The organism is Thermopirellula anaerolimosa (genome assembly GCF_054657335.1).
Genome location: NZ_BAAHYX010000006.1, coordinates 339,684 through 354,801, shown reverse-complemented (window position 1 = coordinate 354,801; position 15,118 = coordinate 339,684). Strand labels below are relative to the sequence as shown.

General features: G+C 59.7%; 6 protein-coding genes and 1 tRNA gene. 6 read left to right on the top strand and 1 reads right to left on the bottom strand.

What is annotated here, in order from left to right; translation table 11 throughout:
- Positions 1-316: 316 nt before the first annotated feature.
- Positions 317-1,789: a protein kinase domain-containing protein gene (locus ACYQ6J_RS07485; protein ID WP_460183558.1), complete on the bottom strand. Its 1,473-nt coding sequence runs from the start codon at positions 1,787-1,789 to the stop codon at positions 317-319.
- 527 nt (positions 1,790-2,316) lie between these two features.
- On the opposite strand from ACYQ6J_RS07485, the gene ACYQ6J_RS07480 reads away from it, so the two are divergent.
- The 6 genes from ACYQ6J_RS07480 to nrfD all read left to right on the top strand — a co-directional run bounded on the left by ACYQ6J_RS07480 (position 2,317) and on the right by nrfD (position 15,103).
- Entirely contained in the window at positions 2,317-4,374 is a 2,058-nt protein-coding gene (locus tag ACYQ6J_RS07480) for a prenyltransferase/squalene oxidase repeat-containing protein (RefSeq protein WP_460183557.1), read from the top strand.
- A gap of 271 nt (positions 4,375-4,645) precedes the next feature.
- The gene (locus ACYQ6J_RS07475; RefSeq protein WP_460183556.1) at positions 4,646-6,832 is read left to right on the top strand and encodes a hypothetical protein; all 2,187 of its coding nucleotides are present in this window, start codon (positions 4,646-4,648) and stop codon (positions 6,830-6,832) included.
- Positions 6,833-7,399: 567 nt separating this feature from the next.
- Positions 7,400-11,767, top strand: a complete 4,368-nt coding sequence (locus tag ACYQ6J_RS07470; RefSeq protein WP_460183555.1) for a secretin N-terminal domain-containing protein — start codon at positions 7,400-7,402, stop codon at positions 11,765-11,767.
- Between the two features lie 475 nt (positions 11,768-12,242).
- A tRNA-Cys gene (locus ACYQ6J_RS07465) sits at positions 12,243-12,315 on the top strand.
- Positions 12,316-12,947: 632 nt separating this feature from the next.
- Positions 12,948-13,850 carry a 4Fe-4S dicluster domain-containing protein gene (locus ACYQ6J_RS07460; RefSeq protein WP_460183554.1) on the top strand — a complete coding sequence of 301 codons (903 nt, stop codon included), beginning with the start codon at positions 12,948-12,950 and terminating at the stop codon, positions 13,848-13,850.
- Between the two features lie 59 nt (positions 13,851-13,909).
- A complete protein-coding gene (gene nrfD, locus ACYQ6J_RS07455; protein WP_460183553.1) occupies positions 13,910-15,103 on the top strand; it encodes an NrfD/PsrC family molybdoenzyme membrane anchor subunit in 1,194 nt (397 codons plus the stop codon).
- The last annotated feature ends 15 nt before the right edge of the window (positions 15,104-15,118 follow it).

Sequence of the window (15,118 nt, the reverse complement as noted above, 5' to 3'; positions counted from 1 at the left end):
AAATGGCAAAACGCTTGAACCTTCCATCCTACCAGCGCCCGCTCCGTCTCGCAACGAATCGCACCGCCGCAATCGAAGGCAGCGCGAAATTCACGATGAAGCAAGTTGGGTGAGCAATGCTTGGTCGCACGGGCAGGCGAACCTAGAGATACTTTGGGGAGCGCGCCGCGACATGACTAGCCCCAACTTTCCGCATGGAACCGTGCAGATTTTTCACTCTCGGCCACGCCGACAATTACAGCAAGACAAAGCCCCAACGTTTCGAGCAGATTTGCGACCATACAATCGTGAGGGGCGTGCCCCCGCCCAAGCCCGATCACCGAGCGAAGTCTTTTTGCAGGTTCACCAACTCCAAGACCTCGGTCCGTAGCGCCTTCATCGTCAAGGGCATCTGCAACACGCGGCGGTGATCGCTCCGCACGGCGATTGCGGCGAGATGCTTTTGCTGCTCGTCGAGCAACAGTATGGCCGGGAGCAGGTGGGTCCTTGGGTCATCACCCAATTGGTTGAAACAGGTCAGCGCCGCGTCGCCCAAATCCGCGGCGCTTAGGAGTACGCAATCGGGCGCAGATTCTTCATCGCGACAGCGATCCAATGCTCTTTGCGGATCGGAAACCACCAACACGCGCAAGCCCACCTTCTTCAGCCCGTTTCGGAACAACTCCTGAAGTTCATAGTTCGACTCAACGACGAGAACGGTCGGTTGCGAGTCGTTGGACACCGCGCCGTTGTGCAGCGTTTCCAGGTCCGAATCCGCCTCGCCTTGAGCAAGTTTTCTGGCGGCGGTTTTCAGGTCCAGCAGCATCTGAGCGGGGTTCTGATAGCGATACGTCACGTCCAAGGACATGGCCTTGTTGATGATCCCCGTCAGCAGTCTGGGAACGCTCTTGTCCCGCTCTTGAATGGGGGGAATCTCATAAAACCGATTCTTGTTCATCCGCTTCAACCGATCCTTGGTTTCCGACAGCGGAGCGATGCCCGTGAGCAGGTGATAAAACATGCAGCCTGAGAAAAAGATGTCGCTGCGTGGGTCGTTGCGACTGACGCCCGTCAGTTTTTCCAAGGCGGCGTAGTCTATCGCCCGGGCATTCGGCGGAACCTCGGGAAGCGTGGACTCCAGGTACTCGTCCACCGTCGCCAAGCCGAAGTCGACCAGTTTGGCGGTGCCTTCGCTGCTGATGAGAACGTTGCTGAGCTTGAGGTCGCGGTGCGTCAAACCCTGACGGAACGCATAATCCAGCCCGCTCATGATGTCGATCATGATCCGAGTGGCTTCCAGCGGTTCCAGCTTTTTGCGGATTTTCAGGAATTCGCGCAGATTTTGTCCCTCGACAAACTCCATCACAAGATAGTGGGTGCCGTTGTGGGAGGAGACTTCGTACACCGGCACGATGTTGGGGTGGCGCAAGACCATCCCCAGTTGTCCTTCCCGCAAGAACTGGCGAAAGCACTCGGGGTTCTCGCTGTACCTTTTGCGCAGAACCTTCAGGGCCACCACTTGATTGTTGGTTTGATTGACTGCCCGAAAGACGCGGGCAAAACTGCCCGCTCCGACCAGATACAGCACCTTGTAATCGCCGTAAAAGAATCCCTCTTTATCCCCCTTGAGGAGCTTTTCGATTTGGTAATTGGTAAGGAACTCGCGTCGGACCAGGAATTGCAGGAATTCGTCCAGGGGGACGTTGCGACGCCCCAGCTCCGACCAAATTCGCCGCAGTTCCCAATCGCTGATCAAGCCCAGTTCTACCGCGCGTTCGGCGGTTCTTTCAGCAGTCCAATCGGTGGTCATGCACTCTGCTCCGGTGCCTTGAAAAAAACCGACCCCTTCGTGCCCCACCGCAAGGCAGTCGGCCATCGCCTCGAAACGAAGCTTCTTTTATACTACGTTTGATTTCCGCTCGTCGCAACGAATCGGCACCCCTCCTAAGAGGAGGGATTGCCCACGTCTTGTACAACCCTTCTGTCGATTTTGCTCATCCCCTCGTGGCAAATAATCGCTTTGCAAACGCCGCGCCGCGGAGTCGTTTTTTCTCGATTCGTCGTGGCACGGACGAGAATCCTTTCGTAGAATGATTTTGAGTGCAAGGTCGGGGCGGCAGCGACGAATCACCAACTACAGGGCGTGGGAAAAGCCGGCCGAGATGAACGAGGAGGCTCGCCCCGGATTGTTGAGGTCATCGCCGACGCACGAGCGTAGGCGTTCGGTCCCCGGCGGTTAGATGGTAGGGCTGGTGTTCGCCTTGTCGCAATCGCATTCGGCTCCTCGGGGGTTGAGCTCGTCTTTTCCGTCGGCCTCGTCGCCAGGGCATTGGTTACATGAAGGATTCTTCGGCGGAAACGTTAGCGAATTCTCCCGCCGCCTCGGGCGACACGGCCGAACGCATCGTTTCGGCGAGCGTCGAATCCTCGCAACCCGCAACCCGAGAGTCGCCCACCGAAATCTGGCTGGACGGCGGGGTGCTGGCCTGCGCTTGCCTTCAATGCGGCGCGCCGATGTCCATTCGCCTCTGGCTGAGGATGGCGGATTGCTGGCGTTGCGGTCTCAGCATCGAACTGACAGAGGAGCAAGAGCAGCAGGCCATGCGACTGCTGCAACAATGGGAGGCCGAGAGGGAGCAAAGGACGGCCGAGGCGGCCTCCGCCATTCAACCCACCGTCTCTCGTGCGGTCGCCAAAACACCGGCGACACCGCCGGGGCCGAAACCGTCGCGTTCAGAGAACGCGAAACCCGGTCGGTGGGCGGCGGAAGTGGCGCCGGGGGCGTCGCCCGAATTGATCCTGGTCCCCCAAGGGGCCCGCCGCCGCAGCGAGCCTTCCCGTCGCGAATGGTACCGCAACGCCGCCGTTGCCGCGCGGCCGCAAACGCTTTCGCGAACTCTCTGGAGCGACCTGCCGGCTTGGCTCATCAGCTTGATCTTTCACATGGTGGCCCTTCTACTATTGGCCTTGCTCACCACTCCCGATTTGAGCCGACGGGCCGCCATCACCCTGTCGACCTCCATCAATTACCGAGACCTGGAGGGTGAAGAAGGGTTGCTGAAAGAACGCCAAGAACTGCCGGCGGAATTCGAGGAGGCCGGCCTCACCGTGCCGGTCGATATCGTCGCGGATGCGCCGCCCGGGGTGGATGAGGTGGAAGTCCCCTCCGTGGCCGATCCGGTCCCCCTGAACATCTCGAGCTTTCTGGCGGATAGCAACGTCGCGGCGCCTTTGGCTCCGCCCCCGGTGGGCGTGATGTTCGCCGGACGAGATCCCACGGTGCGAAGCCGGTTATTGGAACAAGGCGGCGGAACAAACGAGACCGAGGCCGCTGTTGCCCGCGGACTTCGCTGGTTATCGCGTTATCAAAACCGCGACGGTAGCTGGAGCCTGCACGCTTTCCACCGCGCACCGGGGGCGGTCGGGGATGAGGACGGTCTGGGGCAAGAGTCGGACGTGGCGGGCACATCCTTGGCGCTATTGCCCTTTTTGGGGGCCGGTCAAACGCATCGGAGCGGCGAGTACAAATCCCTCGTCTTGAGAGGGCTGAATTGGCTTGTCGGTCAACAGAAAGAGGACGGCGATTTGCGAGGGAGTGGGATCGGGGATATGTACGCCCACGGCCAAGCGGCCATCGTGCTGTGCGAGGCTTACGCTATGACCCGGGATCCTCAACTCCGCGAACCGGCGCAAAAGGCCTTGGACTTCATCGTGCGTGCGCAGCACTCCGCCGGCGGTTGGCGATACGACCCGGGGCAGGCGGGAGACACGAGTGTCTTAGGGTGGCAGTTGATGGCGCTTCGGAGCGGCAAAATGGCCTACCTCCGCGTGCCGGATCGCGTTTTCGCCGGGGCCTCGCGATACCTCGATAGCGCTCAAGCCGACCGTTACGGCGGGCGTTACGCTTATTTACCGGGTGGGGGAGCAACTCCCACCATGACGGCTGAGGCCCTTCTCTGCCGTCAATACTTGGGCTGGCCGCGGGATCATCAAGGACTGAAAGCGGGGGCGTACTATCTGCTCAACGAGAACCGGCCCAGTTCGCAAAAGCTCGACACCTCCATGCCGTGGTTCTACTACATTTACTACGCCACGCAGGTCATGCATCATATGGGCGGCGATTTCTGGCAGAAATGGAACGACGCCATGAAGGAGACGCTGCTGACCAGTCAGCGTAAGACAGGCTCGTTGGCGGGAAGTTGGGATCCTCTCGATCAATTCGGTCGTCAGGGTGGCCGAATCTATACCACGGCCTTGGCGATTTGCACCTTGGAGGTCTATTACCGACACATGCCCCTCTACGACACCTCGCCGGCCTTGATCGTAAAGACCGGGGAGATGGGAGGCAACGGAGGCCGCCCGCCCGAAAAGCCGAACGACCGCACGCCCCAGTAAGTCGATTCGATCGACCCGCCGCGACGGACTGTAACCGGCGGTGCCGCTTCCCTTTATCTCTTCGGCGAGAACCCGCGGTCGAATGTCGGCCTCGTCGGACGTGGTCATTCTTGCCTGAGGCCGCGCCCGCTAGGCAAGCAGGATGACCGACGTTAACATCACGGACGCAGTTCCGGCGTGCCAGTTGCAGAAGCGCGTTGTAATGCAAAGATCGCCGGTCGCGACTGCGTCTTTCTTGCCGAGCAGTCCCTCCAGCACGAAGGAATCCTCCATGATGCCCCGAATCGGCGCCTGCGGTGCGATGGGGATTTTCCTGTTCTGTCTTTCCGCCCGGGCGGCGGAGGAAACCGCGACGCCTGCCTTGCAACCGTTTCCCGTGAGCTGGGGAAAGCTTGATGGATGCTTGATCGATTTCTCTTATATGCTGGAAAAACCGGCCGGAAAATCGGGTTTTGTCACGGTCCGAGACGGTCATTTGGCGACCGCGGACGGCAAGCGGATTCGTTTTTGGGGCGTTAACCTCTCCGGCAAGGGCGGTCTGCCTCCCAAAGAACATGCCGAGGCGACGGCGGAAAGATTGGCACGCTGGGGCGTCAATTGCGTGCGATTCCACTTTTTCGACCGTCCCGCCCCGAACGGCATCATTGACCCATCTCGCGACGATACACGCCGCCTCGACCCGGAATACTTGGACCGGTTGGATTACATGGTTGCCCAACTCAAGGCCCGAGGCATCTATAGCGACATCAACCTCAACGTGGCGCGTTCCTATAAGATCGGCGACGGCGTCCGAGACTATGAACTGCTGGGATTCGCCAAGGGTTTGACTTATTTTGATCCGCGTCTCCTCGAACTTCAGCGAGAATATGACCGAACACTGCTGACTCACAAAAACCCCTATACCGGCAACGAATACCGCCGCGAACCATGCGTCGCCATCGTCGAGTTGGTCAACGAGAACTCGCTTGTGGAAGCCTGGATGGACGGGCGACTGCGGGGAACCAATACGCGGAAGAACCCGGGAACGTGGACCGACATCCCCGCAAGCTACGCCGCGGACTTGACCCAACGATACAACGCCTGGTTAACCCAAAACGTCTCGCCCGAAACGCTGAAACGCATCCGAAGGGAGACCTCGGTTGCGGAGGGGGAGGCCATTCCACGATTGAATCCGGATCAATTCTCGTCCGCATCCGCGGAACGATTCCACACCGAGGCCCGCTTCTACATGGAATTGGAACGCGATTATTTCATGGCCATGCGGCAATTCTTGCGCGAAGACTTAGGCGTTCAATCCCTGATCGTGGGCAATAGCGATCACGGACACGGGCACTCGGGTTATCCGATCGTGGCGGCGACCTCATTGCTCGATGTGGTGGACGGTCATGTGTATTGGCAGCATCCCTCGTACATTCGCGATCCCGACACCGGGCGAACCATCGGCTTCAAGATTCCCAATACTCCCATGGTCGTGGATCCGCTTCATTCGACGGTCGCGCAATTGGCACGTACGCCGGTAGCCGGCAAACCCTACACCGTCTCGGAGGTAAATCACCCGTTCCCCCATCAATTCGCGTGCGAGGGAATACCCATCCTGGCTGCCTACGGGGCCTTTCAAGATTGGGACGGCATCTTTTGGTACACCCTGGCCCATGCCGAAGTGGTGGGGACGGAACCACGAATCGCCGGTCACTTTGACCTGGCGTTCGATCCGGTCAAGATGACGCAATTGGCGGCCTGCGCGCCGGCCTTTCTCCGCGGCGACGTCCGCGCAGCCGACCAAGCCGTCCTCCGATCTTACAGCCCCGAGGACGTCCGAGAGAGCATCCGTCTGAAGAATCGCTGGGAATGGAATCCCCTTTTTACGCCGGGTCTGCCGCCCGCTCTACCGCTGCGGCACGCGATGCGCGTGGAATCGTTCGTCGGCGAAACTCGCATACCCCCGGATGCCGTCGTCGAGAATCCCATCCGTTCCGATACCGGTGAACTGACTTGGTTCACGCAAGGCAAAGACCGGGGCTTGGTAGTCGTCAACTCCCCGCGCTCGCAGGCCCTAATCGGTCACTGTCGCGACCTCTCGGCGGAAACCGCCAACATGCAAATCAGCGTCGAGAACGATTTCGCCGCGATCACGCTTTCCGCCGTGGAACCGGTACCTGTTCGCGATGCAAGCAAACTGCTGCTGACGCTCTGTGGTTCGGTGGCAAATGCCGGGCAGAAATGGAATGCGGACCGCACCTCTCTGGACGATTGGGGGCATGCTCCCACCGAAATCGAGGTCATTCGCGGACGTGTCACCCTTTCGAACATCGAAGCCAAAGGTGTGGAAGTCGTCCCGTTGGACGCGGACGGACGCCCCATAGGCGATCCTTTCGCTGCCACGGAGTCATCGAATTCTTGGCAGATTCCGCTGGGGAAATATGCCACGACGTGGTATTTGATCTTCGTGAATCGCTAGCTTTTCTCATCCTTGGGTTTGTGCGCGGCAACGGAGATGTCAAACTTGGGAGTTGGCAAAGCCGAGATTGTCGGAACTTCGTCGCTTCCCGCCTCGTGTGAGCGTCTCTGCCCCTCACACCCTATGGCTGGAACTCCCACGGTAACCCCAGTCAAAAACCACCCTCTTGAGTGGTTGCCCGCAGTGAGCCGCCGATTTGTCCAGTAAGTCCCCCCGAATTTCGCCTATTTCGAAACCGGCCACGACCGTCGGGTTTAATAGTAATGGGAAAGCCGTGGCGGCAATAACAGGGTGATGCCATTTCCGAACACCGCACCTGATCACGGTCTCGGCAGGGATCGCCGGCCTGAACCGCCCGTTTTCTGGAATGGAGCTTTGGAGGTACGGCAACTTCCGAGCATAATATGAGGATGGTGGCTGTTTTCCGACTTCACGTCGCGCAAGCAGGCACCTTATTTTCCCCATTTTTCCTACGTTTGGCGCTGGGTTCGTGCCGCATCACGGTCCGGTGGAAAACCTCGGAAAAGATCAGCGCGCATTTGCGGACCATTTTTTGGAGAGGACTCGATGCGTTCCCCGAAAAGCTCGCCGTCCCTGACCTTCAGGGGCCGTCGTAGTTGGCGTCTTTGGGCGGCGGCATGGTTTGCGCTGGTGACGGGCCTTTCCATGACGGTCGGCCAAGCCGCCGAACGCGAGGTCGTCGGCGTGTTGGCATTGGCCGTGGAGCCGGAAGTAGCTCAACAGCTAGGGCTTACGCCAACACAATTGGCGCAGATCAACCAAATCGTCGTGGATCGCGAGGCCGAGGTCCTCGATCTTGCCTCGGATTTTCGAGGTCTGACTCCGGATGAGCGATTCGCCAAACTCGCCCCCTTTCGCAAAGAAACCGAAGACAAGGGCTTGGCAGTACTCAGCCCGCAGCAACGGGCCAAGCTCGAGCAATTGCGATTCAAACGTTACGGGCTGTCTCTCTTGGCCGATCCGGTCATGGCGGAACGCCTTCGAATCCCTCCCGAACAGCAGGAGGCCGTTCGTGAGGCGGTGCGAATTCGGGAGGAAAAGCTCCGCGTCTTGGGTCCCGACGCCCCGCCCGAGGAGGTGAAAAAGCTGGACGAACCCATCGCAGCCATACTGGGTGAACCCCAACGGGCCGCGCTTCGAGCCATCCTGATGGGCGAAGCCTCTGCGCAGGTCGCAAGCGTCCCCGCGACTTCCGCCGCGGAAACCGCCGACGGACAACCGCCCGCGGACGCCGCAACACAGCCAACGGAACCGTCAGCCCCCCCACCCAATACGCCTGATACTATGTCCGCCGCCGCGGTAGCGCAAGCTCCGGAACCACAGATGCCGCCTGTCGAGGAACCCGCCGCTCCGCCCCAAGCCCCAAGTGAAGGGCATTCCGACACTGCGGCTGCGGAAACGTCGCCCGCTTCGACTGGTACGGCGTCCCCGGAAGCGGCAACCCCGCCTGAAGGCGCAGTTTCGCCCAGGCCTGCCGCCGAGGAAAGCCAGCCTCAAACCGGGGCGTCACCTTCCGAAGCGTCGCCTTCAGCGCCGGTGACCGCCGCAGACACCTTGCCCCCTCAAACCATGCAACCGGGGCCCCCTTCCTCCCAAACGGAAAGTCCCGCCCCGTCGACAACAGACGCCCCCGCTCCTCAACCGACGGTCGAGCAGTCCATACCCGACGGCCAAGGTGAGGCGAGCAAAGAGTCCGCCGTCGCCCCGCCCGCGACTCAACCCACACCGCCGACGCCGCCGGCTCAAACGGTTGGGCCTCCGACCACGACTACCGGTGTTCCGTCCGCCGGCGAAATCCCTCCCGGAACGCCGGCAGTCGACCAACAGGCAACAGCCGAGACGGCGGCGGCAGGGACCTTGGCCCCGTCGGACGTTCGGCTTCGATTCAATTTTCGCTATCAACCTTGGCAGGAAGTATTGAAGTGGTTTGCCGAGCAGGCGGGTCTATCGCTGGTGATGGAAAGCCCGCCCTCCGGAACGTTCAATTACGTCGACGATCGGGCGTTTACGCCGTCGGAGGCCATCGATCTGCTCAACAGCGTTTTGTTGATGAAGGGTTACATGCTCGTTCGTAAGGAACGTATGCTGATCCTCCTGAATCTCGATGACGGCATCCCGCCCAACCTCGTCGATACCGTTCTGCCGGAGGACCTGGATAAGCGGGGCGATCATGAGTTGGTAAGCACGCTGTTCCAGCTTCAACGCATGTCGCCCGAGGAAGCGGAAACGGAGGTCAAAAAGCTGTTAGGACCCCAAGGCAGCGTGCTGGTGTTGCCCAAATCAAAACAGTTGTTTGTGACCGAAACGGCGGGCAAACTGCGGACGATCCGCCGAGTGATCGACGCGATCGAGAATCCGGAGGCCGCCGCCAATAATGTTCGCGTGATCCAAGTCAATCCGTCCACGGTGGATCAGGTGCTGAACATCGTTCGGCAGATGTTTCAAATACCCGCCGATCAAAACGCCACGGCGGACGGCAACCTGCGTTTCGCTTTGGACCCGGGCGGGGCCAGGCTTCTGGTGACCGGAACGCCCGACATGCTGGATCGATTCTCGAAAGTGGTGGAAGCGGCGGATCCCACCGCATCCGGCGGATCCGGGGCGGGGATCGAGTCCACGCCGCAACTGGAAGTCTATCCCGTAACCGCCGCCGACCCGCAAGCCGTCCTCGAAGTCTTGCAAACGCTGTTGGTCGGCATGCCGGACGTCCGCTTGGCGATTGATCCCAAGACGGGCAATCTGATTGCCTTCGCCCGACCGGCCCAGCACGCCACGATTCGAGCCACGCTGCAACAACTCCAGGGAGAGGCGGGGCAAGTCGAGGTCATTCCGCTTCGCGTCGTGGATCCGCAATTGGCGGTGCTCGCCATCAACAAGCTGTTCGGCGCCGCGGACGGTAGCAACGTCAACGCCCCGACCGTGGACGCCGATATCACGACCCGGCAACTTCTGATTCGCGGCAGCCGCGCTCATATCGAGCAGATTCGCGAAATGCTGCGAAAGATGGGCGAACCTGAACCGGGATCGGGCGGCGGAAATGTGAACCTCATCCGGACCATACCGATGTCGCCGGAAGTCGCCGAGGCCATGCTGCGGGAATTGCAAACCGTCTGGCCCAACGTGCGCGATAACCGTTTGCAGGTCATTACGCCGCGTTCCGTGTCCGATGACGCGTCACCGCCCGAACCTGCCGTACCGACCGGTGCCGACGGCCAACCCGTGGAACGCGGTCAACTGGAATCTTTCCGCATCCCGTTGGGAGCGGCGGGAATGACGACGCGACGATTGGTCGGGGGAAGCGTCACAAGTCGATCATCCGCCCAAACTGCCCCATCCTCTTCCAGCAATCAGTCGACGCAACCCCAGCCCGCGCCTAGCTGGCCGCCACCGGGCGGTTGGGGACCACCGGGCGGATTCGGCCCGCCCGGCCCATGGGGGCCTCCCGGCGGTTTTCAGCCACTCGTCCCCGACGGCTCCAGCGGACACGAACATTCGCACGAACACCGATCCGAGTCCGACCGTTCCACTTCCCTACCGCAAACGAACAATCGTTTGACGTGGGAAACTGAAAGTCCGCACGCGATTCAATCGCCTTTCCATCTGGTGAGTCAGTCGGCGGAGGCGAGCGATATGGGGACGGGAAGCGTTGGCGACGCTCAACCGACGCCGCCCCCAACCGAGAATCCCAACGCGGTTTCGGCGCCGCCCCCGACCGGTTCGGCTCCAACGCCGCCGCAGGCAGATGGAGCCCCCCCGTCTCCCGCCGTGCCGCCTTCGCCGTCCGGGACGCCGCCGGTCGTGGTGGCCGTCACGCCGGAGGGCCTTATCATCGCTTCCCAAGACCCGGACGCCCTCAACCAGCTTGAAGACTTGCTTCGGCGCATGATGACCGCAGGGCAATACCAACAAAGCGGCGGACCAGAATTGGTCGTCTATTACCTCAAACACGCCAAGGCGGAAACGGCCGGCGCGATTCTAGATCAGATTCTAGGCGGCGGCACCCTCACCAACAGCGGTTCGACCGGCGGGTCGCTCGTCGGTGAGATTGCCCGAGCGGCGTTCGGCAACGTCGGCGGCGGACTCGTGGGCAGCCTTCTCGGCGCCGAGGAAAGCTCCTCCGACAGCAGTTCGTCCGCCTCCAGTAGTATTTCCAGCCGCATTCAAATCACCCCGGACAGTCGTCTCAATGCATTGATTGTGCAAGCTTATCCCGAAGACCTCAAGCTGGTTGAAGAAATCCTTCGAGTTCTGGACCGCGCCGACAGCCCTGAAGACGTCGCTGTTCAACCCAAGACCGTCATCATTCCGGTACGAAACACCCAAGCGGAGGAAATTGCCTCCATTCTTCGCAGCGTGTATCAAGATCGGCTGGTAACCGGGTCCAGCCAGCAGCGAGCACCATCGCCGCAGGAGTTGATTCAGCTTTTGCGAGGCGGGCGAGGCGGAAGCGGCGGGCGTTCGCAACCGCAGGAAGAGCAGCCCAAAATGTCGATTGGCGTGGATACTCGGACGAACTCTCTCATCGTTTCAGCTCCCGAAAAACTATTGAATGAAGTGCAACAATTGGTCGAGCAATTGGATCAGCGGGCAGAAACGGAGTCCGAGGAGACGACGCAGGTGGTAACCTTGCAGCGGGCGAATCCCGAATCGGTCCGATCCGCGCTCACCGCTCTGCTCGGCGGAGACGTCCAGATTCGCGGCAGCAGCGGTTCCTCCGGCACGCGGAGTACCGGAAGCAGCAGCTCCAGTCGTTCCAGCACCGGCAGTCAGTTTCGCGGATTCGGAGGTCAACCCGGCGGATTCCAAGGATTCCCCGGCGGTTTTCCTGGAGGCTTTCGGGGATTCGTAGGCACCGGTACTTCTGGAGGCGGATTCAGCAGAGGAAATTCAAGCTCCCGCAGATCAGGACGCTAAGCCGCCCCAGTTCGCGCTCGCAGCCCGTCCTTGCCCCGGTTGAAACTCGCCAACAACGACCGGCAGGCCCCGGCAAATGCCGCCACTTCGATCCGCGAGCCTGCGGAAAATCCTTCCAATGGCTCAATCGCTTTAAGGAAAGGCATGCAAACGCAATTTGCCGAGCGGGTCGCCTATTTTCTAAATCCGCCGTGGGGTTTGCGAGAATCCCCGACCGTGGTAAAATCTCTTGAGTCATCAGGCTCGAGTTCCGATTAGGTTCTTACCGGCGTGGAGTCCTCCGCTCGTCGCACCGCAAGCGATCGGCAAGGTCGGTATTTGCCAGACACGGTTTGAAACTTATAATGAGCGTGTAACGTCGGAGCAGGGACGACCCCGCAACCGCTAGCCGGGCATGCGAGCTCAAGAGATTCGACTTTGCCCAAAAGGCAAAGCAATTGCTAGCTGGACGAGACGTTCCTGGCACTGCATACAAGGCGCCGTAGCCAAGCGGCTAAGGCAGTGGATTGCAAATCCACCATTCGCCGGTTCGAATCCGGCCGGCGCCTCTTGTTTTCTCGTCTGTTTCATACTTGCGGCCTTCTCACGATCAGAGGTTCGCAGATTCGCCTCAGAAGTCGGGGTGCCGCCTCTGCCATTCCCCTCGGGATACTCCAGCCGCCCGAGCTCTTTGCGCCATTCAGCTCTCGTTTTTGGCGACGCGACCGAATCGGGCGTCGCTCGCTGAAGCAGCGAAATCCTTTTATTTGCCGCGCCAACGTTTGGCAATATCGGCCGATTCCCTTGGCGGCACGCTTCGCGGAATCGACAGTTTTTCTGTCTTCGCCCGTCGCAGTTCTGGATAGGTCCCCCGACCCGCTTGTGACGTCTTTGATCTCGTCAGATGCGTCGCAACGACTGTCCCGAGTTCGTTACCCATGCGACCACTGCGTGCACGCTTGGACGATCCTTTATAGAAATTTGTGTGCGTGCGGGACTTATTAATCGGCCCATGCAACTGAGACTCATTCTCGTTTATTAATTTCATTCCGAGGAACACAACAGCAGGTTTTTTCGTATAGACGCAAGCGGAGACTTTTGTCTATTTTGTCTGATTGCATTGTCGTGGACCGTATGCTAATCTTTACGGCGTTTCGTGGTGGACGCCATCATTGGTTTCGCGTTCAGCGGAGGTATGCAAATGACCATGGAAAGACGTGAGCTTGTCAAAGCCGGGGCTCTTACGGCAGTCGGAGTGCTGGCCACCGGCACCTTGGTCGCGCGGGCAAGGTTGAATCGCGATACCGGCGATCCGCAGGGCGAGGATACGGTGCGGCAATTGACGGTCCTGAGCAACGTCGAACCGAGATTCGACGAGGATGTTTTGCTGCGAATGCAGCGCGATCTGGTGAAGGCTATGGCCAAACCCGTCGAGCAACGCCGTTGGGTCATGGTCATCGACCAACGGAAGTGCGTGGGTTGTCATGCCTGCACGATCGGTTGCGTTGCGGAAAACAAGCTTCCGCCCGGCGTGGTGTATCGGCCCGTGATCACCGAAGAACGAGGCGAATTCCCCAACGTTCACTTGAAGTTTACGCCTCGCCCCTGCATGCAATGCGAGAAGCCGCCGTGCGTGCCGGTTTGTCCCGTCAAGGCTACTTGGCGACGCCCCGACGGCGTGACCATCGTGGATTACGATAAGTGCATCGGTTGCCGGTATTGCCTCACCGCATGTCCCTATGGAGCACGTACCAGCGACTTCGGCTTGCACTACGAGGACGGTGCCGCGGTCGGCGCGGACGGGTCCGCAGTCAAGGGCCGGGATCACTCGCTCGAGAATCTTCCGAACCACGAATATGGCAAGGAGTGGAGTCGCAAGGAACATCAAAGCCCGGTCGGCAATGCCCGCAAATGCCATTTTTGCCTGCATCGGCTCGAAGTCGGGCAATTGCCCATGTGCGTAACCACTTGCATCGGCCGCGCCACATACTTCGGTGACGCATCCGACCCCGATGCGTTGGTGACGGAATTGATCGCCAAGAATAACGTTTACGTGCTATTGCCGCACAAAGGCACCAGTCCGCGAGTCTTCTACATCGCGTAATTGGTCAGATATATCCACGGCGGATTGCTTTGCGACAAATCGTTAGAGAGGTTTCGAACATGACGTCGGCACACTCAACAAATGCAGTGGAACCGATGGGGTATTCCCGTCCTATCTCGCCGCCGATCAAGTACGCGCTCTGGGCTTTGTGGCTGATCGCCCTTGCCGTCGGCTTGGTGGGAGTCTATCAGCGATGGGCCATGGGCCATTTGCCGGCGGGTTACGGTTCCTTCGTACCGTGGGGCTTGTGGGTGGCGATTTATTTCCACGGCGTCGGCATCGCGGGCGGAGCCTTCCTATTGGGTGCCGGCGGTTTTCTGCTGGATTGGCCCGGCTTTCGCCATCCAGCCACGTTGCGGATGGTGATTGTGCTTTCGGTGGCGGCTATCATTCCGGCCTTCATGGGAGTTTGGCTGGATTTAGGGCACATGGAACGCGCTTCTTATATCTTTCTTTCCCCTAATTTCAATAGCATGATGACGCTGAATGCCTGGATGTACACGGCTTTCATCATCTTGGCCGCAGTCTGTTGGCTGCTTTCGTTTCAGCCGAACTCGGGATGGCTCAAACCCTTACTAGCGCCGGCCATCCTGTTCTCCATCCTGTTCCCCAGTCAAAGCGGCGCCTTTTTCGGTGTGGTGGAGGCCAAAGGTTTCTGGCATAGTGCTCTGTTGCCGATGTTATTCCTGGCATCGGCGATTACCGCAGGATGCGCCGCACTTTTCGCCGTGCGTGCTCTGCTCGGCCCCGGCGCCGAATCCGTTCAGGAACATGAGGCGGCTTTGAATCGCTTGCGCATCGTGACTTTGATCGGCCTGGCGGTGTATTTCGTCTTTGAATTCGCCGAGTTTTCGATCGCCCTATGGAATCCCGAAGTGCACGCGCCCGCCATCGAGTTGATCCTCCGCGGACCATACTGGTGGGTCTTCTGGATCGTGCATCTCATTCTGGGAGGTATCCTCCCATTCGCGCTGTTTCTTACACGGAGAAAGGATTTTTGGTGGATCGCTGCCGTGCTCGTGGCGGTTTGCTTCATTAGCGCACGTTTAAACGTGCTAATACCCGGTCAGGCCGTGGGAGAACTGGAGGGACTGCAAGAGGCCTTCCATCACGAGCGGCTAAAGTACATCTACCATGCTACGCCCATGGAGTATTTCGTGGGACTATTCCTGCTTGCGGTAGGAATGGCGGTTTTCTTCGTCGGCAACAAGATCAACGATCTGGCGGCGCGACGCTTCGGCTCGCAAGACTGAAAAATATTGAGGCTC

Excerpts from the sequence above, each read along its gene's own strand:
- ACYQ6J_RS07485 (WP_460183558.1), bottom strand. The coding sequence starts at position 1,789 with ATGACCACCGATTGGACTGCTGAAAGAACCGCCGAACGCGCGGTAGAA.
- ACYQ6J_RS07480 (WP_460183557.1), top strand. The coding sequence starts at position 2,317 with ATGAAGGATTCTTCGGCGGAAACGTTAGCGAATTCTCCCGCCGCCTCG.
- ACYQ6J_RS07475 (WP_460183556.1), top strand. The coding sequence starts at position 4,646 with ATGATGCCCCGAATCGGCGCCTGCGGTGCGATGGGGATTTTCCTGTTC.
- ACYQ6J_RS07470 (WP_460183555.1), top strand. The coding sequence starts at position 7,400 with ATGCGTTCCCCGAAAAGCTCGCCGTCCCTGACCTTCAGGGGCCGTCGT.
- ACYQ6J_RS07460 (WP_460183554.1), top strand. The coding sequence starts at position 12,948 with ATGACCATGGAAAGACGTGAGCTTGTCAAAGCCGGGGCTCTTACGGCA.
- nrfD (WP_460183553.1), top strand. The coding sequence starts at position 13,910 with ATGACGTCGGCACACTCAACAAATGCAGTGGAACCGATGGGGTATTCC.